Origin of the sequence: Stappia indica (assembly GCF_001696535.1) — a bacterium.
Taxonomy (GTDB): domain Bacteria; phylum Pseudomonadota; class Alphaproteobacteria; order Rhizobiales; family Stappiaceae; genus Stappia; species Stappia indica.
On record NZ_MBQE01000001.1, the window covers coordinates 403,910 to 427,464 of the forward strand.

At 68.1% G+C, this 23,555-nt stretch carries 21 protein-coding genes; 8 read left to right on the plus strand and 13 right to left on the minus strand.

Translation table 11 applies throughout. From position 1 onward, the window contains the following. Positions 1–3 precede the first annotated feature (3 nt). From tatC to BBX35_RS01900, 10 genes are all read right to left on the minus strand, one after another. Positions 4–786 (minus strand): twin-arginine translocase subunit TatC, encoded by a 783-nt coding sequence (tatC, locus tag BBX35_RS01855; RefSeq protein ID WP_067215361.1) that lies wholly within the window; start codon positions 784–786, stop codon positions 4–6. Next, positions 783–1,262: a Sec-independent protein translocase protein TatB gene (gene tatB / locus BBX35_RS01860; protein WP_067215363.1), complete on the minus strand. Its 480-nt coding sequence runs from the start codon at positions 1,260–1,262 to the stop codon at positions 783–785. The genes tatC and tatB overlap by 4 nt, the downstream gene beginning before the upstream one ends. A 96-nt stretch (positions 1,263–1,358) precedes the next feature. Continuing rightward, positions 1,359–1,589, minus strand: coding sequence for a twin-arginine translocase TatA/TatE family subunit (locus tag BBX35_RS01865; RefSeq protein ID WP_067215364.1), 231 nt, complete (start codon positions 1,587–1,589; stop codon positions 1,359–1,361). 90 nt (positions 1,590–1,679) lie between these two features. Then, on the minus strand, positions 1,680–2,807 hold the full coding sequence (locus BBX35_RS01870; protein ID WP_244271548.1) for an ABC transporter ATP-binding protein: 1,128 nt from the start codon (positions 2,805–2,807) through the stop codon (positions 1,680–1,682). Next, complete coding sequence (scpB, locus tag BBX35_RS01875) at positions 2,791–3,459, minus strand: SMC-Scp complex subunit ScpB (RefSeq protein ID WP_067218043.1); 669 nt, start codon at positions 3,457–3,459, stop codon at positions 2,791–2,793. The genes BBX35_RS01870 and scpB overlap by 17 nt, the downstream gene beginning before the upstream one ends. A 91-nt stretch (positions 3,460–3,550) precedes the next feature. Further along, positions 3,551–4,405: a segregation and condensation protein A gene (locus tag BBX35_RS01880; RefSeq protein WP_067215367.1), complete on the minus strand. Its 855-nt coding sequence runs from the start codon at positions 4,403–4,405 to the stop codon at positions 3,551–3,553. 27 nt (positions 4,406–4,432) lie between these two features. Continuing rightward, entirely contained in the window at positions 4,433–5,455 is a 1,023-nt protein-coding gene (gene nagZ / locus BBX35_RS01885; protein WP_067215369.1) for a beta-N-acetylhexosaminidase, read from the minus strand. 139 nt (positions 5,456–5,594) lie between these two features. After that, positions 5,595–8,012, minus strand: a complete 2,418-nt coding sequence (locus tag BBX35_RS01890; protein ID WP_067215371.1) for an SPOR domain-containing protein — start codon at positions 8,010–8,012, stop codon at positions 5,595–5,597. Positions 8,013–8,072: 60 nt separating this feature from the next. Continuing rightward, positions 8,073–9,839 (minus strand): arginine--tRNA ligase, encoded by a 1,767-nt coding sequence (gene argS / locus BBX35_RS01895; protein ID WP_067215373.1) that lies wholly within the window; start codon positions 9,837–9,839, stop codon positions 8,073–8,075. A gap of 52 nt (positions 9,840–9,891) precedes the next feature. After that, a complete protein-coding gene (locus BBX35_RS01900) occupies positions 9,892–11,109 on the minus strand; it encodes a deoxyguanosinetriphosphate triphosphohydrolase (protein ID WP_067215375.1) in 1,218 nt (405 codons plus the stop codon). 326 nt (positions 11,110–11,435) lie between these two features. Here BBX35_RS01900 and BBX35_RS01905 point away from each other — a divergent pair, with 326 nt between their 5' ends. Then, a complete protein-coding gene (locus tag BBX35_RS01905; RefSeq protein WP_083205965.1) occupies positions 11,436–11,834 on the plus strand; it encodes a HesB/IscA family protein in 399 nt (132 codons plus the stop codon). Positions 11,835–11,872: 38 nt separating this feature from the next. Then, entirely contained in the window at positions 11,873–12,664 is a 792-nt protein-coding gene (gene xth / locus BBX35_RS01910; protein WP_067215379.1) for an exodeoxyribonuclease III, read from the plus strand. A gap of 137 nt (positions 12,665–12,801) precedes the next feature. Here xth and BBX35_RS01915 read toward each other — a convergent pair whose 3' ends face one another. Both BBX35_RS01915 and BBX35_RS01920 read right to left on the minus strand, forming a co-directional pair. After that, entirely contained in the window at positions 12,802–13,116 is a 315-nt protein-coding gene (locus tag BBX35_RS01915) for a hypothetical protein (RefSeq protein WP_171901373.1), read from the minus strand. Between the two features lie 316 nt (positions 13,117–13,432). Then, complete coding sequence (locus BBX35_RS01920) at positions 13,433–14,287, minus strand: tetratricopeptide repeat protein (RefSeq protein ID WP_083205967.1); 855 nt, start codon at positions 14,285–14,287, stop codon at positions 13,433–13,435. Positions 14,288–15,106: 819 nt separating this feature from the next. Here BBX35_RS01920 and parE point away from each other — a divergent pair. From parE to BBX35_RS01950, 6 genes are all read left to right on the plus strand, one after another. Further along, positions 15,107–17,170, plus strand: a complete 2,064-nt coding sequence (gene parE, locus BBX35_RS01925; RefSeq protein WP_067215382.1) for a DNA topoisomerase IV subunit B — start codon at positions 15,107–15,109, stop codon at positions 17,168–17,170. 195 nt (positions 17,171–17,365) lie between these two features. Then, entirely contained in the window at positions 17,366–18,187 is an 822-nt protein-coding gene (locus tag BBX35_RS01930) for a sulfotransferase family 2 domain-containing protein (protein WP_067215384.1), read from the plus strand. A gap of 71 nt (positions 18,188–18,258) precedes the next feature. Beyond that, positions 18,259–18,654: a hypothetical protein gene (locus BBX35_RS01935; protein ID WP_067215388.1), complete on the plus strand. Its 396-nt coding sequence runs from the start codon at positions 18,259–18,261 to the stop codon at positions 18,652–18,654. A 166-nt stretch (positions 18,655–18,820) separates the two neighbouring features. After that, positions 18,821–20,467 (plus strand): DEAD/DEAH box helicase, encoded by a 1,647-nt coding sequence (locus tag BBX35_RS01940; RefSeq protein WP_067215390.1) that lies wholly within the window; start codon positions 18,821–18,823, stop codon positions 20,465–20,467. Between the two features lie 443 nt (positions 20,468–20,910). Further along, positions 20,911–21,972 carry a GGDEF domain-containing protein gene (locus BBX35_RS01945; RefSeq protein ID WP_067215393.1) on the plus strand — a complete coding sequence of 354 codons (1,062 nt, stop codon included), beginning with the start codon at positions 20,911–20,913 and terminating at the stop codon, positions 21,970–21,972. A 109-nt stretch (positions 21,973–22,081) separates the two neighbouring features. Further along, on the plus strand, positions 22,082–22,558 hold the full coding sequence (locus BBX35_RS01950; RefSeq protein WP_067215395.1) for an Lrp/AsnC family transcriptional regulator: 477 nt from the start codon (positions 22,082–22,084) through the stop codon (positions 22,556–22,558). On the opposite strand, the gene BBX35_RS01955 is transcribed toward BBX35_RS01950, so the two are convergent. Then, positions 22,555–23,415, minus strand: coding sequence for a MurR/RpiR family transcriptional regulator (locus BBX35_RS01955; RefSeq protein ID WP_067215396.1), 861 nt, complete (start codon positions 23,413–23,415; stop codon positions 22,555–22,557). The genes BBX35_RS01950 and BBX35_RS01955 overlap by 4 nt on opposite strands. Between the last annotated feature and the right edge of the window lie 140 nt (positions 23,416–23,555).

The window sequence follows — 23,555 nt, forward strand, 5'->3', positions numbered from 1 at the left end:
GGATCAGGTCTCCGCCTCGGCGGCCTCCCGCTCGGCCCGCTTCTTCTCGACCAGCCTGACGCAGATGATGGACACTTCGTAGAGAAGCAGTGTGGGAAGTGCAAGGCCGATCTGGCTGATCGGGTCCGGCGGCGTCAGCACCGCCGCCACGATGAAGGCGATGACGATGGCGTATTTCCGCTTGGACCGCAGCGCCTCGGACGAGACCAGTCCGACACGTCCGAGCAGCGTCAGCAGCACCGGCAGCTGGAACACCAGGCCGAAGGCGAAGATCAGCGTCATGATGAGGCTGAGATATTCGCTCACCCGCGCCATCAGCTGGATCTTGGCCGTGCCGCCGGAGCCGTCCTGCTCCATCGACAGGAAGAAGCCCATGGCCAGCGGCATCACCAGGAAGAACACCAGCGACGCGCCGAGGGCGAAGAGCACCGGCGTTGCGAACAGGAACGGCAGGAACGCCCCGCGCTCGTGCTTATAGAGCCCCGGCGCCACGAACATGTAGAGCTGGCCGGCAATCACCGGGAAGGCGATGAACAGCGCGCCGAAGAAGGCGAGCTTGAGCTGGGTGAAGAACAGCTCCTGCGGCGCCGTATAGATCATCTCCACCGGATGTCCGGCGGCATTCTCGTACGGGATGACGAGGATGTTGTAGATGTCCTGCGAGAAATAGAAGCAAATGAGGAACGCGATCAGCGTCGCCACCACCGATTTCAGCAACCGGCTGCGCAATTCGATCAAGTGCTCGATGAGCGGCGCCTTGGAGGCGTCGATGTCTTCCTGGCTCATGCCGTCCTGTCACCCGCCGTGTTGGCCGTGCCGCTCTCGCCCGCCTTGGCGGGCTGGTCCGTTTGCGCAGGTTGAGACGCCTCGGCGGTCGTCGCCGCAGGCGCAGGCGTCGCAGTCGGCGGGGCGCCGGCCTCCGGTGCTGCTGCCGCGGTGCCGTCGGCGGCCTTGGCGGTCGCAGGCGCGCTCTCCGCGGGCTTGGCCGCCTTGCGGTCCGTCTCGATAGACTTCTTGATGTCGCCGAGCGGATCGAAGTTCCCTGCCTTCTCGACCTGCTTCTTCATGTCGGCGATGTCGGCCTGCTGCTCGGCCTCGCGCAGCGCCTCGTTGAAGGTCGACTGGAACTCGCCGGCCATCCGCCGCACCTTGCCGATCGTCTGGCCGAAGGTGCGAAGCATCTTCGGCAGGTCCTTCGGTCCGACGACGAGGATCATGACGACCGCAACAACAATCAGTTCGGTCCAGCCGATATCGAACATGTCGATCCGTCTTCCGCGTTCGAAGGGTCAATGGCCGCATCCGCACGCCGCACGCAACGGGCGGCATGGCGGCAAGCGTCCGGTTCGTCCCGGCGCTCAGCCTGCCTGGGACTTGTCCTCGGACTTGCTGGTGACCACGGTCTCGTCGGCCTTGTGATCGATCGTCTTGCGGCTGGCGGTCTCGGTCTCGTCGTCCTCGTTGAGCCCCTTCTTGAAGCTCTTGATGCCCTTGGCGACATCGCCCATGAGCTCCGAGATCTTGCCGCGGCCAAACAGCAGAACAACGATCACGCCGATGATCAGGATCTGCCAAATGCCAATATTCATACGCCCAACTCCCTGGTCTTCCGGTGCACGCGCTCCGGCGCGGCACTATTGCAACAAAGCGGTCGCCACCGCAACCGGACCCTTGCAGCCCTATTCCCCGCTGTCGCGTGGGAAGGCGATCACGTCCCGGGCATCGAGGCGCACCCCGACATCCATGCCGACGGCGAAGCGTCCGCCGTCGCGAATCCTTGCGTGGAGCGGCAGGTCCAGCCCCTCCACCGCCACCTCGACGAGGTCGACCTCGCCGATGAACCGGCGGCGCGTCACGCGCCCGCGTTGGCCCTCGCCCTCCTCGCCGAGGAGAATGCCCTGCGGGCGCACGCAGACGTCGACGTCCTGCCCCCTGGAGATGCCCGGCGCGGCAAAGCGCCCGAACACCGTCTCCACCTCGTTGTCGCCCGCGCTCGCCTCCAACTCGTTGAGCTCGGAGAAGAACCGCGCCGCGAACATGTCGACGGGCCGGTTGTAGAGATCGTCGGCACTGCCGAGCTGCACCAGCCGGCCCTTGCGCATCAAGGCGATCCGATCGCCCATGCGCATCGCCTCTTCCGGGTCGTGGGTGACCATCACGCAGGTCGCCCGCGTCTCGCGCAGCACCGCCAGCGTCTCGTCGCGCACAGTGTCGCGCAGCCGCCGGTCGAGGCCGGAGAACGGCTCGTCCATCAACAGCACGCCCGGCCGCGGCGCAATCGCCCGCGCCAGCGCCACGCGCTGCTGCTCGCCGCCCGACAGCGCGTGCGGATGATCGCCCGCATGCGAGGCGAGCCCCACCCGCGTCAGCGCCGTCAGCGCCGTCTGGCGCGCCTCGGCGCGGCCCATATGCGTCAGCCCGAAGGCGACGTTCTCGGCAATCGTCAGATGCGGAAACAGCGCGTAATCCTGGAACATCAGGCCGACGCCGCGCCGCTCCGGCGGCAGGAACGCCTGCGGCCCCGCCACCTCGCGCTCGTTGATCAGCACGCGCCCGGAGCTCTGGCGCTCGACGCCGGCGGCGATCCGCAGCAACGTGGTCTTGCCGCAGCCCGAATGGCCGAGCAGGCACAGCACCTCGCCCGGCTCCACGGTCAGCGAGACCGAGCGCACGGCCGCCAGCTGCCCGTAGGAATGGCTCACCGCCTCGAAACTCAGCCGCGCCGCGATGGTCGCGCCGGCCGTGCCGCGCGTGCCCCAGCGCCGGGCCTGCGCCTCGCTCGGCCTTGCCTCAGTCATCGTGGTCATGGCGCGGCTCGTCTTCGTCTTGCATCAAATCGAACAATTCGGCCTCGTCGATCGGGTCTTCCTCGTCGCGAAGGTCGGAGGAATCGTCTGGCACCGGCACGGTGAACCCCGCCGGCACGGCGCTGTCGAGCAGGCCGGAGCCCTTCAGTTCCTCGAGCCCCGGCAGATCGCCGACCGAGGTCAGCATGAAATGCTCCAGGAAGGCTTCCGTGGTGCCGTAGGTCACCGGCCGCCCCGGCGTCCTGCGCCGTCCGCGCATGCGGATCCAGCCGGTTTCCAGCAGCACGTCGAGCGTGCCCTTCGAGGTCGAGACGCCGCGGATCTCCTCGATCTCTGCCCGTGTCACCGGCTGGTGATAGGCGATGATCGCCAGCGTCTCCAGCGCGGCGCGCGACAGCTTGCGCTCTTCCACCTGCTCGCGCGCCAGCAGATAGGCGAGATCCTCCGCCGTCCGGAAGCCGAACTTTCCGCCGATTTCCACAACATTCACGCCGCGGGTCGCATAGGCGCGGCGCAGCGTGTCTATCAAGGCGCGAACATTGGTTCCGGCCGGCAACCTTGCCGCGATCTCCTCGACGCTGAGCAGGTCCCGCGAGGCGAAGAGCAATGCCTCCGCCATGCGCAGTCCGCTTTCGGGCGAGGGTTCGGGCATTGCCTGCAGGTCGTCGAGCGGCAACTCGCCGTCCGTCTCGTCCTGCAATGCGCCGTCGCCCTGTGCTGCCTGCTCCCGGCCGCTCGTCACGTCACGCCTCGTCCTGTTCGCCGGTGTCCGGCGCTGGCGAACCCTCTGGCGGTCCGCGATCGCCCGGATCGGGCCTGCGTCTCAGGTAGAGCGGGGCGAACGGCTCTGCCTGTCGCAGTTCAAGCTCGCCCTCGCGTACGAGTTCGAGACTTGCCGAAAAGGTGCTGGCCAGCACGGTGCTCGCCTTGCTGCCATCACCGATATACTTCGACAGATAGGCGTCCAATGGCATCCAGTCCATATGCAATCCGACAATCCGCGTCAGCAGGTCGCGCGCTTCCTGCAGCGACCAGACGGTGCGTCGGCGCACCTGGACGGACGTGACGGAGGTGCGCTGGCGCTGCGCCGCATAGGCGATCAGGAGATCGTAGAGCGTCGCCGACCAGGCGCTGCGCCGGGCGATGGACACCGCCTCGGGCCGTCCCCTTGCAAAGATGTCCCGCCCCAGGCGGTTGCGGTTCATCAGCTTTTCGGCCGCCTGGCGCATCGCCTCCAGCCGCCGCAGGCGGAAGGCCAGCGCTGCCGCCATCTCCTCGCCCGAGAGCTGGTCCTCTTCCTTCTGCTCGGGGATCAGCAACCGCGATTTCAGATAGGCGAGCCAGGCCGCCATCACCAGATAGTCGGCGGCCAGCTCCAGCCGCAGGCGCCGCGCCTCGGCGACGAATTCCAGATATTGCTCGACCAATGCCAGGATCGAGATCCGGGCCAGATCCACCTTCTGCTTGCGGGCGAGCGTCAGCAGCAGGTCGAGCGGCCCTTCGAAGCCGTCGACATCCACCACCAGCGCCGGGTCCGTCGTCGCGCGGTCTGCCGCGACGCTTGCCGGATCCGGATCCTCGAAGAAGGTGTCCTGCACCCCTGCCCCCACTCGGTTTGTAACCTTTTAAGACAGAGCGCGCGCCTCCGCCAGCAAGGCGTCGAATTCCGCGCGTGCGGCCGCCCGGTCCAGCGGCGCCGGCTGCGGCCTTGCCCGCAGCGCCGCCTGCGCCCGCTCCAGCGCCTTGCCCGACAGGTCCGGGCTCGCGCCGGCCACCGCGACCATCTCCGCCATCTCGCCGTTGCAGTGGAGCGCCATGTCGCAGCCCGAGGCGAACAGCAGTTCCACCCGCTCGCCGACCTCGCCGCCGAGCGCCTTCATCGACAGGTCGTCGCTCATGAGCAGCCCGTCGAAGCCGATGGCGCCGCGCACGATCTCCTCGATCACCCGCGCCGACTGGGTGGCCGGGTGCGAAGGATCGACGGCGGTGAAGATGACATGTGCCGTCATGCCGAGCGGCAGGTCGGCAAGCGCCCGGAACGGCGCGAAGTCGGTCTGCTGCAGCTCGGCGAGCCCCTCCTCCACCACCGGCAGATGATAATGGCTGTCGACGGTCGCCCGGCCGTGGCCCGGCATGTGCTTGATCACCGGCAGCACGCCGGCGGCCAGCAGCCCGTCGGCGAAGGCCCGGCCGATGGCCGCGACGCCCTCGGGGCTTGCGGCATAAGCGCGGTCGCCGATGGCTTGGCTCGTTTCCGCCACCGGCACGTCGAGGATCGGCGCGCAGTCGATGGTGATGCCCATCTCCAGCAGGTCCGTTCCGATCAGCTGTCCGCCGAGGAACGCCGCCCTGAGGCCCGCCTCGCGGTCGATTGCGAGCAACTGCCCGTAGACCGCCCCGGCCGGATAGTCGCCGACCAGCGGCGGGCGCAGGCGGCGCACCCGTCCGCCCTCCTGATCGATCAGCACCGGCGCGTCCCCCCGGCCGACGCAGTCCCGGAACTCGGCGCAGAGCGCTGCGATCTGTTCGGCGGACTGGCAGTTGCGGCCGAACAGGATCAGCCCCCAGGGCTGCTCGCGCGCCAGGAACGCCCGCTCCTTCTCGTTCAGGGAGAGACCGGAACACCCGGTGATGAAGGCCTTGATCATCGGCTGGAAATCCCGTGTCGTCCCGGCGGCTGCGTTGCGCCGGTCGTAATGTGAAAGGCTTGCCTGTCGCGAAAACGGGCGGCCCGTCCTCCGGCCCGCCCGTTTGAATGTCTTGTCTGTCGCCGCAAGGCGCGTCCCGTCAGTTCCGGCGCACGAAGCAGTCGCCGCCGGCCGACTTCAGCCGCTCGCAGAGCGAGATCGCATCGTCGCGCGAGGAGGTCGGGATGCGCACCCGGTAGAAGGTGCCGCGGTCGCCGAGATCCGCGCGCTCGATCACCGGCGTCACGCCGCCGAGCACCGAACCGTAGCGCCGCTGCAGGTCGCCGAAGGCCGCCTGCGCCTGGTCCTGGGTCCGTTGCGACGACACCTGCACGATATAGGTGCCGGCAGGGATCGCGCCGGTCGCCGGAGCGGAGGCCTGCGTCGCCGCCGGCTGCTGCGTCTGGGCCGGCGCGGTCGGCACGCGCGGCGCCTGGGCCGTCAGGTCGAGCGGCGCCTGCGTGTTGCGGACCGGCTCGCTCTGGCGGGGTGCGGCCGGGGTCGCATTGGCCGCCAGCGTATCGATGTCACCCGGCTTGGTCCGCGGCACGTTGGCGGCCGTCGGATCGGTGCCTGCGGCCACGGGGTTCTGCGCGTCCTGCCCGCCGGAAAGCTGGGTCGCCGCCCCGTTTGCGGCCTGCCCGGCCGCGTCCAGCGTGGAGGTCAGCTGGGTCGGGGCGCCCTCGCCCGCACCGCTGGTGATCGGTGTGGTCGAGACCTGGCGCACGCCGTTCGCATCGGTCGTCGGCTGAGCGGCCGCGGCCGCCGGCTCCTCGGGCGAGGTGCCGGGAACGCGCGCGGTGTCGCCGGCCAGCGTCGTCGCGGGTGCAGTTGCAGTGCCCGGCGCCGTGCGGCCCGGCGCATCGCCGGAGATGATGGTGCCGTCCGGACGCACGACGACCGTGCGCACCTTGCGCGGCCCGGACGAAATGCCCGACGCGCCGTCCGCGTCTTCGTTTCCGCTCAGCGGTGCCGGCGGCAGCGAGGCGACCGGGGTCTCGTCCTGCAGCACCAGCCGCTCGTCGCCATCGCTGCCGACGCGGTCGTAGATCAGCTTGTTCTGGCCGTCATTGGCTGCGGTCTGGCTGTCGGGATAGACCTTCAGGTCCTCGCCGTCGGCGGTGATCACCGGCGGCGGGCCGGACATCTCGTCGCCGCCCAGATTGGTCAGCGCGAAGACGCCGCCGCCCAGCACCACGACGCCGAGAACGGCCGCCGCGACATAGAGCCCGCGCTTCGACTTTGCGGCCGGTTCGGCCGCTTCCTGCTCCCGCTCCGAATGCGGCGGCAGCACGCCGTGCCCGCCGAGCTGCGGATCCCCCTCGCGCATGGCCTGCGCCACCTCGTCGAGGTCGTAGCCGCCCGGCGGCGGCGGGGCTTCCCCCTCGCCGGCAAAGATGTCGTCGACCGCCTCTTCGTATTCGTCGCGATACCGGCCGGAGGCAGCGCCTGCCGCGGCAACGCCCGCTACAGGGGCCGTGCCGTAATGGCGCGCCACCGGCGCGGCATCCAGCCCCAGCAGGTCGTCGTCCTCGTCCTGGCGGGACCCATAGCCGTTCTGCTCGTAATCGTCGTCGCGATACGGATCCTCGGCATAGCCGTCGTCGGCATAATCGTCCTGCGCCGCCTCGGCCGTGGCGCTTGCGCCCCAGGCCGGCTCCGCGGCGCGCGGCCCGCGCAGGGCACCGAGCAACTCATCCTCCAGCGATGCCAGCGGATCGTCGGCAGGCGCTGCGGCCTGCCCGGTCTCTTCCTCGGCGGCCAGGTCGTCGGCAAACGCCTCGGCGGCCTCCTCGTCGTAGTGGCCGGCATCGTCCGCCTGGGTCGCCGATCCCGCCCACAGCTGCGCCGGGGCATAGGCCGGCGCCGTGCGCGCCTCGGCAGCGCGCCGCGCATAGGCGTCGAGCTGCGGCTCCTCGGCTACGTCCGGCTCGACATAGCCGCCCTCCGCATACGCCTCGTCGGCATACGCGTCCTCCTCGTAAGGCTGGGCGTGAGGGTCGTCGGAATAGGCCAGCCCCTCGTCGACCAGCGCGCGGTCGGCATAGACCTCGTCCACATAGGGCTGCGGGGCCAGGACCTCCGCCTCGCGGCGGTCCTGCGGGTAGCTGTCGTCGGCGAAGGCCTCCGCATCGTCCTGCGGATAGGCTCCGGCCGGGTCGTCGTAATCCTGATCCTGATAATCCTGGCCCTGATAGCCGGCAGCCTCCGGCGCCGCATAGGCCTCGGGCGCATAGGTGCCGAAATCGTTGGACAGCCCGGCCTCGAGCTCGCGCGCCCACGCCTCGTGGTCGACCAGGTCGCGCGAGGCGTCGTAGCTGCCCTGGGGCGCTGCAGGTGCATCGCCCTCAGTGCCGAGCGCGACCGGACGGTAGCGGGCATTGCCCTCGCTGACGATGCGCGCCAGTTCGACGAGCGGATCCTCTTCGAACCCGGCATTGCCCCCGGACTGGCCAGTATCCGCCTGGTATCGATCGCCGCGCTGGTCCTGGACCGGAGTGTTCGAGCGACTGGACATGGTGCTAGGGACTTCTCCGCTGACTGCGGCGCGCCTTGCGCACCGGCGATCCATCCCGCCCTATCGCATCTCCTCCGGGGCCTCCACGCCGAGAATGCCAAGGCCGGAGGCAAGAACCAGGGAGATTGCATGTACGAGACCCAGGCGGGCCAGTGTTGTTTGTCGATCTTCAGCGTTAATAAAACGTAATTGCGGCGAATCCTTGCCTTTATTCCATTGCGAATGCAGGGCACTGGCCAGTTCGTGCAGGTAGAACGACACCCTGTGCGGCTCGTGTGCTTCCGCTGCGCTTTCCACCAGACGCGGCCACGCGGCGAGCTTCGCGGCAATGTCCCGCTCGCCCGAATCGGTCAGCAGCGAGAAGTCAGCCGCCTCAAGGGCTTGCGGCGAAACCGCCTCTGCGCCGAACTCTTCGCCGGCCTGGCGCAACACCGAGCGGCAACGGGCATGGCCGTACTGCACGTAGAAGACCGGGTTGTCCTTCGACTGCTCGGTCACCTTCTGGAAGTCGAAGTCGAGCGGCGCGTCGTTCTTGCGGTACAGCATCATGAAGCGCACCGGGTCGCGGCCCACCTCTTCCACCACGTCGCGCAGGGTGACGAACTCGCCCGAGCGCTTCGACATGGTCACCTGCTCGCCGCCGCGGAACAGCTTCACCAGCTGGCACAGCCGCACGATCACCTTGGCCTCGCCCTTCGAGATTGCACGCCCGACGGCCTCCAGCCGCTTGACGTAGCCGCCATGGTCGGCGCCCAGGATGAAGATCATTTCCTTGAAGCCGCGCTCGTATTTCGACAGGAAATACGCAACGTCCGCCGCGAAATACGTGTAGGACCCGTCGGACTTCTTCAACGCGCGGTCGATGTCGTCGCCGAACGCGGTGGCGCGGAACAGCGTCTGCTCGCGGTCTTCCCAGTCGTCCGGCAGCTGCCCCTTCGGCGGCGGCAGCGTGCCCTCGTAGACGAGGTCGCGAGAGCGCAGTTCTTCCAGCATCCGGTCGATCTGCGAGCTGTTGGCCCCGTCGCGGGCATGCAGCGTGCGCTCGGAGAAGAACACCTCGTGCCGCACGTTGAGCAGCGCCAGGTCCGCGCGGATCAGGTCCATCATCGCGTCGATGGTGGCGTCCTTGACCAGCACCATGCGCTCGCGCTCGTCCATCGCCAGCAGGCGGTCGGCATACTTCTCGACCAGCATCTGCCCGACCGGCACCAGATAGTCGCCCGGATACAGCCCTTCCGGAATCGCGCCGATATCCTCGCCGAGCGCCTCGCGGTAGCGCAGGAACGCGGAGCTCGCCAGCGTGTCGACCTGCGAGCCGGCATCGTTGATGTAGTATTCGCGGGTGACGTCGTAGCCGGCGAAGTCGAGCAGCGAGGCGAGCGCATCGCCTACCACCGCGCCGCGGCAATGGCCCACATGCATCGGCCCGGTCGGGTTGGCCGACACGTATTCGACATTGACCTTCAGCCCGCCGCCCATGGTCGAGCGGCCGTAATCCGTGCCCGCCGCCAGGATCCCGGCCACCACCTTCGCCCACACGCCCTCGGTGAGCCGCAGGTTGATGAAGCCCGGGCCCGCCACTTCGGCGCTGACGATATCGTCGTTTTCCGCCAGCCGTGCCGCCAGCTGTTCGGCGAGCGCGCGCGGGTTGGTCTTCAGCGGCTTGGCCAGCACCATCGCGGCATTGGTGGCCAGATCGCCATGGGCGCTGTCGCGCGGCGGCTCGACCACGCAGCGCTGCAGCAGCTCGGCGCTCACCTCGTCGCCCGGATGCAACTCGCGGATCGCCGTCCGGACGAGGTCGGCATAATGGCTGAAGATGTTCATGTCGGTCTTTCGGTGTCTTGGGCGCAAAACGGGCGAAACGGTCGGCGGCGACCTATCCCAAATCGGGAGTTCGGTCAAACAACCGCGCATGTTCCTCGATGGCGAAACGGTCGGTCATGCCGGCGATGAAGTCGCACACGCGCCGGGCCCGACGCGCCTCGTCGGCCTCGTCGAGGCCTCGTCGCCACTCCTCCGGCATCCGCGCAGGGTCCTCCATGTAGGCGGCGAACAGCTCGCGCACCACCGTCGCGACCTCCCGGCGCACTGCCAGCACCGACTCGTGCCGGTAGAGATTCGCAAAGAGGAACGCCTTCACCTGCTTCTCGCGCGCCGTCATGGCAGGCGAGAACGTGACGACCGGCTCGCCCGCCCCGCGAATGTCCTCGACGCTTTGCGGGGCAAGCCGCTCCAGCCGCCGCACCGCCTCGCCGATCACGTCCTCGACCATGCGGGTGATCGAGCGGCGGACGATCTCGTGGATGCGCCTTGCCTCCTCCAGTCCCGGATAGCGTGCATCGACCTCGGCCAGGATGTCGGCGAAGAACGGCACCTCGCCGAGCTGGTCCAGCGACAGCAGTCCGGCGCGCAAGCCGTCGTCGAGATCGTGCGCATCATAGGCGATGTCGTCGGCGATCGCGGCGGCCTGCGCTTCCGCGCTCGGCCAGGTGTCGAGCCGCAGGTCCTGCTTCTGCGCATGCTGGCGGATGGCGAAGGGCAGCCCGGTTTCGGCGAACTTGCCGAGCGGCGTGCCGTCGGCACCCGTCAGCGGGCCGTTGTGCTTGACCAGGCCTTCCAGCGTCTCCCACGACAGGTTCAGCCCGTCGAACTCTGCGTAGCGCCGCTCCAGCAGCGTCACGATGCGCAGGGACTGGGCGTTGTGGTCGAAGCCGCCATAGGGCGCCATGCAGACGTCCATCACGTCCTCGCCCTCGTGGCCGAACGGCGTGTGTCCGAGATCGTGCGCCAGCGCCAGGCACTCGGCCAGATCCTCGTCGAGCCGCAGCGCGCGCGCCAGCGAACGGGCGATCTGCGACACCTCGATCGTGTGCGTCAGCCGGGTCCGGAAGTGGTCGCCCTCGTGATAGACGAAGACCTGCGTCTTGTGCTTCAGCCGCCGGAACGCCGTCGAGTGGATGATCCGGTCGCGGTCGCGCTGGAACGGCGTGCGCGTCGGGCTTTCCGGTTCGGGCACGAGCCGGCCGACGCTCTGGTCGGGATCGGTGGCGTAGGGCGCGCGCGGCTGGGCTCCATAGCCAAGCGGTGCGGTCATGAGGGCTCCCCGGGTCATTGCGCAGGCGCGTCGCAGGCTGTCCCGCCGCCATCCGGCGCGGGCTCGCGCTGCAGCGCCATCCATGCGAGAGTGTTGACGCATGCTCGCGCTGTTCATACCTATTCGGTAACGCCTTGCACAGGGCGGCATATGCAGCAGTTGCGGAATTTTGCGCGAAAGCCGGCAGGCTTGGCGCCCTTCCGCGCCGAATATGTCGACAGTGCGGGCCGGAATGCCGGGCCTCGACGCCCACGGCCTTCCGCAACCGCAAGCGCCGCCAGCGCTCCCTAGGGGAAGACGCGGCGGCACGAAAGAGAGTGACGACCATGGCCGATCACACTGCATCGACGGCACAGGACACGGCAGCACAGGCACCCGCAGCGCAAGGCGCCGCAGCGGCACAGGGAGTGGAGCTCAGCGACGCCGCCGTACGCCGCATCGCCCGCATCCTGTCTTCTGAGCCGGCGGGCACCAGCCTGCGCATCTCGGTTGAAGGCGGCGGCTGCTCCGGCTTCCAGTACAAGTACGACCTCGTCACCGAGCAGGAAGAGGGCGACATCGTCCTTGCCCGCGACGGTGCCAGCGTGCTCATCGATCCCGTCTCGCTCCAGTACATGGAAGGCGCGGTGATCGATTTCGTCGACGACCTGATGGGCCAGTCGTTCCAGATCCGCAATCCGCTCGCCACCGCCGGCTGCGGCTGCGGCACCAGCTTCGCCATCTGACGGCGATCCCTTTCGCCACGCATTACGGGACGACACCGTTGAAAATCGCCACCTGGAACATCAACGGCGTCAAGGCGCGCCTGGACACCACGCTTGCCTGGCTGCGCGAGGCGACGCCCGATGTCGCGTGCCTGCAGGAGATCAAGTCGGTCGACGAGGGTTTCCCGCGCGAGGCCTTCGAGGAGCTCGGCTACCATGTCGAGACCCACGGCCAGAAGGGCTTCAACGGCGTCGCCATTCTCTCGCGCACTCCGGTGAGCGAGGTCGTACGCGGCCTTCCCGGCGACGACAGCGACGAGCAGGCCCGCTACATCGAGGCGCGGATCGAGACGGAAGACGGCGATGCCCGCCCCTTGCGCGTCGGCTGCCTCTACCTGCCGAACGGCAATCCGCTCGGCACGGAGAAGTTCCCCTACAAGCTTGCCTGGATGCAGCGGCTCATCGCCCATGCCCGTGCGCGCCTTGCCGACGAGGAGCGCTTCCTGCTGCTGGGCGACTACAACGTCATTCCCCAGCCGGTCGACGCACGCAATCCGCAGAACTGGGTGGATGACGCCCTGTTCCAGCCGGAAAGCCGCTCGGCCTTCCGCGCGCTTCTCGGCCTCGGCTTCACCGAGGCTGTGCGCTCGGTCAACACCGCCAAGGACGTCTACACTTTCTGGGACTACCAGGCCGGCGCCTGGCAGAAGAACAACGGCATCCGCATCGACCATGTGCTGATGTCGCCGGAAGCGACCGACGCCTTCGAGGGCGCCGGGATCGACGTCCATGTCCGCGGCTGGGAAAAGCCCTCCGACCACGTTCCCGTCTGGGTCCGCCTCGCCGCTTGAGGGCACAGCCCCGCTGTCCGCCTCTCGCCGTGCCTTCCAGCACCCGAAACCTCTCCTTCGTCATTCCGGGCAAGCGAAGCGCGACCCGGGACCGGAGAGCCGGGGGCCTATGGGGCGTACTCCCCGAAACCCGCCGCCTACCCGCCCGGCAGGCAGAGCGGGGCAGCGGCGAGCGTCATCGGTGCGCGGGCGGAGGTCGGACAGGACCTTTCCAGCGATTGCCAGGTGGTGTTGTTGAGGACCATGGAGCAGCGGGCAAGGCGCGGCCCTTCGGGTCCGCGCAGGCAGACGGTCTCGCCGAGCCGGTAGTTCACCCCGAAATAGCGGCAGGTGCAGTCGGGCCCACCCCGCGCGCTGCCGCCGTCGGCAACCGTGACCACGCCTGCCCCTTGCGCCCGCTCGGAGACGATCTCCACGGCAGAGGACGGCCCGGCAAACGCCAGCAGCAACAACGCTGCCGATGCCGCGCCCGACAAGACCAACGCTGGAAGAGGGAGAGAGGAAGCGCGGCCGAACCGGCCTTTGGCGGCGGCTCCCGAAAGAGCCGGCGCCGCCCGCCCGTGACGGGCCCGCTCGATGCGGATGCGGGGCAGCCATGTCCTGCGCATGGCAAAGACTAGCACGCTTGCCGGACTTGCGCGAGCATTGATGACGCAGCGGCAACGGCAGATGGATCGACCCCCGCAGACCGCCCTCAAGGATCCGAAACGGAAACGGGCAGGGAAATCCCCTGCCCGCGCCTGCGATCCACCCGATCGGAACCGTTTTTTACTGCGTCTTTTCCGCGACCACCGCGCCGTTCTTGGACAGCCAGTTGTCGGCCAGGGCCGCCGCCCGCCGGCGCACCTTCTCGGAGGCGAGGCCGAAGCTGCGCTCCTGCGCCTCACCGATCCACACGGCGTCGTCGCCATGCGCCCGGCGCTGGGCGACCGTCAGCCACATCAGCCCGGCGGTGCGGTTCTCGTTGCCGCCGAACTCGCCGTTCGACAGCAGCTCGCCGAGCCGCGCCTGCGCCATCAGGTGCCCCTTCTGCGCGGCCAGCTTCAGCCAGCGTGCCGCCATGTGCGGGTCCCGCTCCGGCTCGTCGAGATACAGCATGCCGAGATGGAACTGGGCATCCGCATCGCCAAAATAGGAGGCGGCGTAGGTGAAGATCTCGCGCGCCCTCGCCACATTGGGCTCGATCGCACTGTTGTTGATGCCGGTGAGATAGTAGGAGCCGAGCTCGACGAAGGCGCTCGCGATGAACGGCGCGCGCGGCGAACTGGGGCTGTCGTCGGCATATTTCGAGGCGATCTGGCGGAAATACTCGAACGCCTTGACGTCGTCTTCCTGGACGCCGTCGCCGCGCGAATACATCCGCCCGAGCTTCCAGGCCGCCAGCGGGTGGCCCTGCTCGGCGGCGAACCGCAGCGAGTCGAGCGCCCGCTCCTTCTCGCCGGCATAGTAGAACTGCGCGCCGACGCGCAGCGCCTCGCCGGGCGAGAGATCCTGCGAGGCAGGTGCCGCACCCGAAAGCTTGGCGGCCGCTTCCGCAGCCGTTTCCTGTGCCTGCACCGCGACCGGCGCCGCCAGCGCCAGGGCAACGGCATACGCCAGGCCTGTACCGATGATCCGTATCATTGACCACCTCGCGCCCGCGCCGGGTCGCACGCCTTCCCATGCCGGTCGCAACCGCGGCCCTGTGGCATCGTGAAAGCACGCCTCTCGCGCAAGCGTCCTGTCCCTTCTTCGCGGATCCGTCGACCGGTCGGTCAAGGCTCGATGCCTTTGCGCCCGGGCGGACCCGTCAGGTTGCGCGGCGCATTGCGGCGCCACGTCCCCCCTGTTGTTCTGCCCCTTGGGTCCTGTCCGGAAAGTGACCTTTCCGGATCGCCCGCTCTCGGCTTGCGGCGAACCTGCCAGTCGCCATATGCCGCCTTGCGGGCCTCTCTTCCCTGACTGTTCCGGAGCCTAGACCGGCAACTGGGCAAGAGTAGGACCGTGTTCGTCACCCCGTCGCCGCAATCGCGACCTTTGGCTTCGAACACGCTCCACGGTGGCCGTCAAAAGATGGCCGAAACGCGGCGAGCTTGCCCCGATCCGGCGCCCCTTGTACGAGTCCGGCAACACTGTTGCAGACTCGTCACAAACGACAGGGCTGGCCGCGCCGCCCGCTCTTCTCAGGCCAGCAGGATATTGAGCGCAGCGGCAAAGAGCAGCGCTCCGGCTGCCACCAGGTCGGCCCGACGTGCTACATGGCTGGACGAAATGATGTTCATGACGCTTTCCCTCCTGCATGGGCCGAGGCCCCGTGACGACCACGGTGCCCATCATGCCGGCGATCCGTTGAAAAACGGTTGTCTGCGGGGGCCTCAAGGCTTGATCCTTGGCCGAATCCATCGCACTTGGCAGAATCACAGTTGATTCGGGCGCAGCCTGGCGCCCCCGACCGGACAGAGCATGACCACCGAGAACGACCTCTTCGAAGCCGGCGGTGCGCCCGCCCCCGCCGCCAAGGGTCCGCAGGCCGACCCCGCAGCCCGCCCGGCGCCCGCTGCCCGCCGCAGCGCGTCCCCGCGCGCCGAGCGCGGCGACGGCTCGGACTACACGGCCGAGCATATCGAGGTGCTGGAAGGGCTGGAGCCGGTGCGCCGGCGTCCGGGCATGTATATCGGCGGCACCGACGAGCGCGCCCTGCATCATCTCTTCGCCGAGGTCATCGACAACTCGATGGACGAGGCGGTCGCCGGCCATGCCAGCTGGATCGAGGTGACGCTGGGCGCCGACGGCAGCCTGACCGTCGTCGACAACGGCCGCGGCATCCCGGTCGACCCCCATCCCAAGCACCGCGACAAGTCCGCGCTCGAGGTCATCATGACCACGCTGCATGCGGGCGGAAAGTTCGACAGCAAGGTCTACGAGACGTCCGGCGGCCTGCACGGCGTCGGCGTCTCCGTGGTCAACGCCCTGTCGCAGGAGTTGACCGTCGAGGTCGCCCGCGCCCGCAAGCTCTATCGCCAGGTGTTCCGCCGCGGCGTGCCGGCCGGCCCGCTGGAATGCGTCGGCGATGTGCAGAACCGGCGCGGCACGCTTGTGCGCTTCCTGCCCGACGAGCAGATCTTCGGCAAGGGCGCGGCCTTCAAGGCGGCGCGCCTGTTCAAGATGGCCCGCTCCAAGGCCTATCTCTTCTCCGGCGTCGAGATTCGCTGGCGCTGCGACCCGGCCGTCGCCGCGAGCGAAGGCGTCGAGGCGGAGGCGACCTTCCACTTCCCCGGCGGTCTTCGCGACTATCTCCAGGACGCGCTCGGCAAGGAGCGCCGCGTCATCGACGACACCTTCGCCGGCCGCACCAAGGACACCGGCCGTCACGGCTCCGTCGAGTGGGCGATCACATGGTTCGCCGGCGACGGCTTCATCAACTCCTACTGCAACACCGTGCCGACCCCCGAGGGCGGCACGCACGAGGCGGGCCTGCGCTATGCCCTGCTGCGCGGGCTCAAGGCCTATGCCGAGCTGACCGGCAACAAGAAGGCCGCCGTCATCACCGGCGACGACATCGTCACTTCGGCCGGCGCCATGCTCTCCGTCTTTATCCGCGAGCCGGAATTCGTCGGCCAGACCAAGGACAAGCTGGCGACCTCGGAGGCGACCCGCATCGTCGAGACGGCCGTGCGCGATGCCTTCGACCACTGGCTCACCGCCTCGCCCAACCAGGCCAACAAGCTGCTGGAATGGGTGATCGACCGCGCCGAGGAGCGGCTGCGCCGGCGCCAGGAAAAGGACGTCGCCCGCAAGACCGCGGTGCGCAAGCTGCGCCTGCCGGGCAAGCTCGCCGACTGCGCCTCCAACCAGGCGGCCGGCTCCGAGCTGTTCATCGTCGAGGGCGATTCGGCCGGCGGCTCCGCCAAGCAGGCCCGCAACCGGCTCAACCAGGCCGTCCTCCCCTTGCGCGGCAAGATCCTCAACGTCGCCAGCGCCGGGCGCGACAAGTTCGTCGCCAACCAGCAGCTCGCCGACCTGATCCAGGCGCTCGGCTGCGGCACCGGCAAGACCTATCGCGATGCCGACCTTCGCTACGAGAAGGTGGTGATCATGACCGACGCCGACGTCGACGGCGCGCATATCGCCTCGCTGCTGATCACCTTCTTCTACCGCGAGATGCCCGAGCTGATCCGCAATGGTCACCTCTATCTCGCCAATCCGCCGCTCTATCGGCTGACCCAGGGCGGGCGCACGCTCTATGCGCGCGACGACGCCCACAAGGACGCGCTGCTGGCCCGCGAGTTCAAGGGCAATGCCAAGGTCGACATCGGCCGCTTCAAGGGCCTCGGCGAGATGCTTCCCGCCCAGCTCAAGGAGACGACGATGGATCCTTCGAAGCGCAGCCTGCTGCGTGTGGAGATCGACGCCATCGATCCGGAGGCGACCGGCTCGGCGGTGGAACGGCTGATGGGCAACAAGCCCGAGGCGCGGTTCCAGTTCATCCAGGAGAATGCGCGCTTCGCCGAAGAGCTCGATATCTAGCGCCGCGCGGGCCGGAGAAACGGCACGCTGCGGCCGTCTTGCGGGAAAATCCTCTTTCGGCCATACGGCTGCTTCATTATTGCTGGAGACAGGACAGACCCGGCCGGTCCGCCGGTCGATCTGCCGAAAGGTGCCCGCAACGAGGCCTGAGGACGCATCCGCGTTTGCCGGGCCCAGTCACAGGACGTCGCAACTGTGCTGAAGGCGATACTCCACGCCTATCTCCGCCGTCGCCGGCCGCTGCGCGACCACAATTTTCTCGTGCTTCCGCATCTGGGGCTGGCCTATGGCCGCTGCCCGAACTCGGCCAGCGAGGACATTCGCCACGCCCTCCTGCACCTGACCTCCAGCGCCGGGCAGGACCCGTTCGAGGACGACGGGTTCGACGATGGCTTTGACGACGAGTTCGAAGACGATGCTGAGCTGGAGCACGAGGCGGCCGACGATCCCTGCACCTCCTATGCCACCGGCACCCTGACTTCCTGGGCCGACGGGCTCAATCTCCTGTCCGGGCGCCAGCTCGTGCGCCGCCATCCCGGCGCGCTGGTCTTTTCCGTGGTGCGCGATCCGCTGACCCGGCTTGCCGCCTGCTTCCACCGCATGCGCACGGAGACCGCACCGCCCCCCGGCGCCGACCGCGCCTTCCGCTCCGGCGAAGACTTTCCCGGCTTCGTCGCCCGCGTATGCGCCATGCCGGACTGGAAGAGCCCGAACGCCTATCGCTCTCAGACCGCGATCCTCACCCACAAGGCCCGCCTGCTGCCCTCCCGCGTGCTGCGCCACGAAACCGGCGAGGCCGACTGGCAGGCCTTTCGCGCAGAGCTCGCCCAGGCTTGCGGCGTCGACATAGGCCCGCTGCCCGGCATCCGCGATCCGCATGGCGAGACGATCGCCGCACTGGTATCGCAGATCGAGCCGGCGCTGCGCCTGTCCGTGCGCCGCCGCTATGCCGCCGATTACCGAAATTTCTATGAGGGCACGACGCTGGCCTTGCCGGCGGTTCCCGTGCCGGCCTGAAGACCGCCCTCGCCATCCCCCGTCAAGGACCCGCACCGCCGCAGGATGCCAAACCGCAAGAGGACCCGACCATGACGCCACGTCTTGCTCTCGCCATCGCCGGCCTTGCCGTCTCGCTCGCCGCCCTGCCCGCCCTTCCCGTTCGCGCCGATCCGGTCTCCGACCTCGTCGCCGCCCTGCCGGCCGAGCTGCAGGGGCTGACCCGCCTCCCCGGGCCGGAGGGCTCCGGCACCGCCTTCGTCGTGGCGCGCGAGGCGCAGCGCGACCGGCTTTTCGTGCTGCGCGAGGGCAAGGCGCCGCTGGAGGTTTCCGAGGCGGGCGAGCTGGCCGCGCGCGTTGCCGGTCTGCGCAGCGAGACGGACCCGCACGGCGTCGTCGCCTTCGTCGACATGGGCGACACCACTTATGAGCTGTTTCTTGAAAACGACGATACTGCTGGTTACCTGTTTCAGCCAGCAAGTAACTGAGCCCCGGCTCGCCGGGCGATCCTGAACGCAATTCTTGCCAAGAACGGTCCTGCGACTGTGTGTCATTGACATTTTATTTTGAAACTGTAGTGTGCGCGCCAAAGTGCCAGCCCCACAGGACGCTGTCGGGGCACGGCTTTCGTCCCTGTCATACCATCAAGGTCATATGTCCTTTTCCTCACTTGGACTGAGCGAGAAAGTGCTCGCTGCCGTTGAAGCGGCCGGCTACACCGAACCCACCGCCATTCAGGCTGCTGCCATCCCGCACGTGTTGCAGAAGCGCGACGTGCTGGGTCTCGCCCAGACCGGTACAGGCAAGACCGCCTCCTTCACCCTGCCGATGCTGACGCTGCTCGAAAAGGGCCGCGCCAGGGCCCGCATGCCGCGCACGCTCATTCTCGAGCCGACGCGCGAGCTCGCCGCCCAGGTGGAAGAGAACTTCAACAAGTACGGCATCAACCACAAGCTCAACGTGGCGCTGCTGATCGGCGGCACCTCGTTCGGCGACCAGGACAAGAAGCTGGACCGCGGCGTCGACGTGCTGATCGCCACGCCGGGCCGCCTGCTCGACCACACCGAGCGCGGCAAGCTGCTGCTGCAGGGCGTCGACATCCTCGTCATCGACGAGGCCGACCGCATGCTCGACATGGGCTTCATCCCGGACATCGAGCGCATCTGCAAGCTCATCCCCTTCACCCGCCAGACCCTGTTCTTCTCGGCCACCATGCCGCCGGAGATCCAGCGTCTCGTCGACACGTTCCTGCACAATCCGGCCCGCGTCGAGGTGGCCCGCGCCTCCTCCACCGCCGAGACCGTGACGCAGAACATCGTTGCCTCGGGCTCCAAGGACTTCGACAAGCGCGCCACGCTGCGCCGCATGATCGACCAGGCCGAGAACCTCACCAACGCGATCATCTTCTGCAACCGCAAGCGCGACGTGCAGACCGTGTTCCGTTCGCTGCAGCGGCACGAATATTCGGTCGGCGCGCTGCATGGCGACATGGACCAGCGCTCGCGCATGGCGACGCTGGAGCAGTTCCGCAAGAACGAGCTGACCCTGCTGGTGGCCAGCGACGTGGCCGCCCGCGGCCTCGACATTCCCGCCGTCAGCCACGTTTACAACTACGACATCCCGACCCATGCGGAGGACTATGTCCACCGCATCGGCCGTACCGGCCGCGCCGGCCGCAGCGGTGTCGCCATCACCCTGGTGACGCCGGGCGACCAGAAGTACCTGCAGGCGATCGAGAAGCTGATCGAGCGCAAGATCCCCTGGCTGGACGAAGAGATCGATTTCGACGCGGCGGCGGCCGAGCGTCCGCGCCGCGGCGGTCGCTCCTCCTCCTCGTCGCGCGGCCGCAGGGCCGAGGCGGAAGCGTCCGACGAGGCTGCGGAGCGTCCCGCCCGCAAGCGTCGCAGCTCCGCCAAGGCCGAGGCCAAGGACGGCGCACAGGACGAGGCCCCGAAGGCCGAGAAGAAGGCCGCGAGCAAGCCTGCCCGCAGCGCCGACAAGACCGCCGAGGCGGAGGCAAAGCAGCCTGCCGCCGACAAACCCGCAGCCGAGAAGGCCGCTGCCGACAAGCCGGCCTCGTCCGGCCGTTCCGGCGGCGAGCAGCGCAATGCGCCGCGCGACCGCGGCCCGCGCCGCGACCAGAATGCCGGCCCCTCGCGCGACCGGTCCGGCAGCAAGGGCGGCTCGGACAACCGGCGCGGCGGCAACCGTCGCCGTCATGACGACGACGAGCCGGTCATCGGCCTCGGCGATCACGTCCCGGCGTTCCTGCTGCGCGAGATTCGCCCCTCCAAGGGCTGATCCCGGCATCTCTGCGAATTGAATGAATTGAACGACAAAGGGCAGGCCTCGCGCCTGCCATTTTGTTTTGGCCCTGCCGTTTTTCTTGTGGCCGCGCCTTGCACCCCCTTTCGAGGTTTCGCGTGCCGGCGGCCCTTTGGCCGCGATCCGGCAGAAGATGCCGGGCCATTCTTTCCCACCGCAGCAAAATGCGAACGAACTTCGCGGAAAAGGCGCGGCACAACCTGGAAGGCTTCTTCGCGTAAATGGCGAAACTCTGCGCGCAAGAGTTGCACGCGCCCTTTTCATGGTAATATCCGATTTTAGGCATGGGATTCCGTTGACGGAACTTTAAGATATGCTTAACCGTGCCTTAAGGCTTAAGTGACAATTATAGAAACTACATTATATATCGAGGTCGCGTGCATCCTCCTGGCACAAAACCGAGACGTGTGGAACATCGCATGGCCCAGGAAGACGATCACAAGCGCACCATTGTCTACGGTGATGCCGCCCTCAAATATATCCGCAAGAATATCTTGCCGGCTTACCCGCGTTTCTATGAGCTCTGGTACACCTATGCGGCGGGCTTCAACCATTCGCTGAACCGCGCGGTCAACGAGATCGTCGGCGCCAAGGGCACCGTCACCACCGAACAGCTGCAGCAGATCTACAACAGCTTCCTGTCGCCGACGAAGCTCGGCGACCGCATCGACGAGGTCGGCGAGAAGATCTCCGACGAGATCCGCGACATGGTCGACATGCTCGGCCAGAGCGTCGAATCCGTCAGCGAATACGGCCAGTCGCTGGAGGGCGCGCAGGCGCAGCTGGAAACCCTGCAGGACCCGCAGCAGCTCAAGCAGCTGGTCGCCCACCTGCTCCTCGCCACCCGCAACACCGCCGGCTCCAACCGCCAGCTCGAGGGCCAGCTCATCGAGTCGCGCCGCCAGATCGAGGAGTTGCAGGAGAGCCTGGAGGCGATCCGCTACGAATCGCTCACCGACGAGCTCACCACGCTCAGCAATCGCCGGCACTTCGATCACACGATCGAGCGCATGGTGAAGGATGCCTCGCAGAGCCAGGAGCCGCTGTCGCTGCTGCTCACCGACATCGACCACTTCAAGAAGTTCAACGACACCTTCGGCCACCAGACCGGCGATCAGGTGCTCCGTCTCGTTGCGCTGGCGGTCAAGCAGAACGTCAAGGGCCACGACGTCGCCTGCCGCTATGGCGGCGAGGAATTCGCCATCCTGCTGCCGCACACCTCGCTGCGCCAGGCCGTCACCGTCGCCGAGCACATCCGCCGCGCGGTGCTGTCGAAGGAGCTGGTCAAGCGCTCCACCGGCGAGAATCTCGGCCGCATCACCATCTCCATCGGCGTCTCGACCTTCCGCAGCGACGACACGCCGCAGTCGATGATCGCCCGCGCCGACACCGCGCTCTATGCCGCCAAGGGCGCCGGGCGCAATCTCGTGCGCTGCGAGACCGACCCCGACGTCGAGGCCGACGACACACGCGTCGCCTGACCGCCCTCACCGACGTTTCCCCCAGACGTTTCCCTCCGGCGATTCCTCCTGACCTGCCGACGTCCTGCCGCTATAACCGACGGATCGACGGGAGAACGGACGGATCGTCATGACCACTGGCCGGGATGCGCTGGACCGCAAGCTGATCGCGCTTCTGCAGATGAATGCCCGCATGCCGACGGCGGACATCGCCCGCCGGCTCGGCGTCGCCCGTTCCACCGTGCATGAGCGCATCGCCCGGCTGGAACGCACCGGCGCGATTGCCGGCTACACCGCCGTCCTTGCCCGCCCGGAGACCGGCAGCACGGTCCGCGCCCTCGTCATGCTCGCCGTCGAGCAGCAGCAGATGCGCGAGACGATCCGCCGGCTGGCGACATTTCCCGAAATCCGCACCTGCCTGACCATTGCCGGTGAGTTCGACATCTTCCTGGTGGTGGAGGCGCCGCAGCTGGAGGATCTCGACGAGGCGCTGGACGAGATCGCCGTGGTGCCCGGCGTGCGCCGCTCGCAATCCTCGATCGTGCTCGCCTCGAAGTTCGACCGCAGCCCGGCGACGATGCCGCCGGGCGTGCCCGTCGCCGGTTAGCTCGCCCCGTCGCGGCGCATTTCGGCAGCCGCCACGCACAGCGCCATGGCAAGGCACAGCGTGCCGGACAGCGAGCGGAAGGCGCCCAGATCCGCCTCCGCCACTTCCACCACCACCTTTGCCGACTGGATCAGCGGCGAGAACGGCGAATCCGTCAGCGCCAGCACGGGCACCCCGCGCGCGGCGGCCGCATTGGCGACATCCACCGTCAGCGAGGCATAGGGGGTGAAGCTCACCGCCACCATCAGGTCCTGCGGCCCGGCGGCCGAGGCCTGCTCGGGGCCGAGCGAGGCGAGATTGTCGACCAGCACCGCCGCCATGCCGAGCTTCGACAGCGCATAGGCCATATAGGCGGAGACCGGGAAGGCCCGGCGCTGCGCCACCAGATAGATCACCCTTGCGCGGGCCATCGCGCGGGCCGCTTCCTCCATCACGTCGGGGGCGAGCGAATTGCGCATGCGCAGCAGCGAGGCGACCGCCGTGTCGACGAAATCGCCGAAGAGCGCATGGGCGCCGTGACTGTCGCCGCTGCGCCGCCGCAGCACCTCCAGCCGCTCGTCGTAATCCGGCCAGCGCTCGCGCAGCCGGGCGCGAAACACGTCCTGCAGCTCCGAAAAGCCCTGATAGCCCAGCGACTGGGCGAAGCGCACCAGCGTCGAGGGCTGCACGCCGGCCTGCTCGGCGATCACCGCCACCGTGCCGAAGGTCACGTCGTCCGGCCGGTCGACCGCAAAGGCCGCCACCTGCGCCAGGCGCTTGGGCATCGCCGGCTTCTTCTCGATCAACAGCGCCCGCAATCCGTCGTAGTCGCGCGGCGGCACCGCGCCCTCGGCCGCCTCGGCCTCCTTGTCGCTCATCGGCGGTCTCCCTTGCTCGCCCCGATCCCGGGCTTTCTCGCGCCCGGCCCTGCCGGCCACGCCTGACGCAGCGGCGCAGCCGATTTCAGCTTGACACCGTCAAACCATAAATGGAATAAAAATTCCATATGATGCGTTTT

Coding starts and splice junctions, on each gene's coding strand:
- tatC (WP_067215361.1), bottom strand. CDS start 786: ATGAGCCAGGAAGACATCGACGCCTCCAAGGCGCCGCTCATCGAGCAC.
- tatB (WP_067215363.1), bottom strand. CDS start 1,262: ATGTTCGATATCGGCTGGACCGAACTGATTGTTGTTGCGGTCGTCATG.
- BBX35_RS01865 (WP_067215364.1), bottom strand. CDS start 1,589: ATGAATATTGGCATTTGGCAGATCCTGATCATCGGCGTGATCGTTGTT.
- BBX35_RS01870 (WP_244271548.1), bottom strand. CDS start 2,807: ATGACCACGATGACTGAGGCAAGGCCGAGCGAGGCGCAGGCCCGGCGC.
- scpB (WP_067218043.1), bottom strand. CDS start 3,459: ATGCCCGAACCCTCGCCCGAAAGCGGACTGCGCATGGCGGAGGCATTG.
- nagZ (WP_067215369.1), bottom strand. CDS start 5,455: ATGATCAAGGCCTTCATCACCGGGTGTTCCGGTCTCTCCCTGAACGAG.
- BBX35_RS01890 (WP_067215371.1), bottom strand. CDS start 8,012: ATGTCCAGTCGCTCGAACACTCCGGTCCAGGACCAGCGCGGCGATCGA.
- argS (WP_067215373.1), bottom strand. CDS start 9,839: ATGAACATCTTCAGCCATTATGCCGACCTCGTCCGGACGGCGATCCGC.
- BBX35_RS01900 (WP_067215375.1), bottom strand. CDS start 11,109: ATGACCGCACCGCTTGGCTATGGAGCCCAGCCGCGCGCGCCCTACGCC.
- BBX35_RS01905 (WP_083205965.1), top strand. CDS start 11,436: ATGGCCGATCACACTGCATCGACGGCACAGGACACGGCAGCACAGGCA.
- BBX35_RS01920 (WP_083205967.1), bottom strand. CDS start 14,287: ATGATACGGATCATCGGTACAGGCCTGGCGTATGCCGTTGCCCTGGCG.
- parE (WP_067215382.1), top strand. CDS start 15,107: ATGACCACCGAGAACGACCTCTTCGAAGCCGGCGGTGCGCCCGCCCCC.
- BBX35_RS01935 (WP_067215388.1), top strand. CDS start 18,259: ATGACGCCACGTCTTGCTCTCGCCATCGCCGGCCTTGCCGTCTCGCTC.
- BBX35_RS01940 (WP_067215390.1), top strand. CDS start 18,821: ATGTCCTTTTCCTCACTTGGACTGAGCGAGAAAGTGCTCGCTGCCGTT.
- BBX35_RS01945 (WP_067215393.1), top strand. CDS start 20,911: ATGGCCCAGGAAGACGATCACAAGCGCACCATTGTCTACGGTGATGCC.
- BBX35_RS01950 (WP_067215395.1), top strand. CDS start 22,082: ATGACCACTGGCCGGGATGCGCTGGACCGCAAGCTGATCGCGCTTCTG.
- BBX35_RS01955 (WP_067215396.1), bottom strand. CDS start 23,415: ATGAGCGACAAGGAGGCCGAGGCGGCCGAGGGCGCGGTGCCGCCGCGC.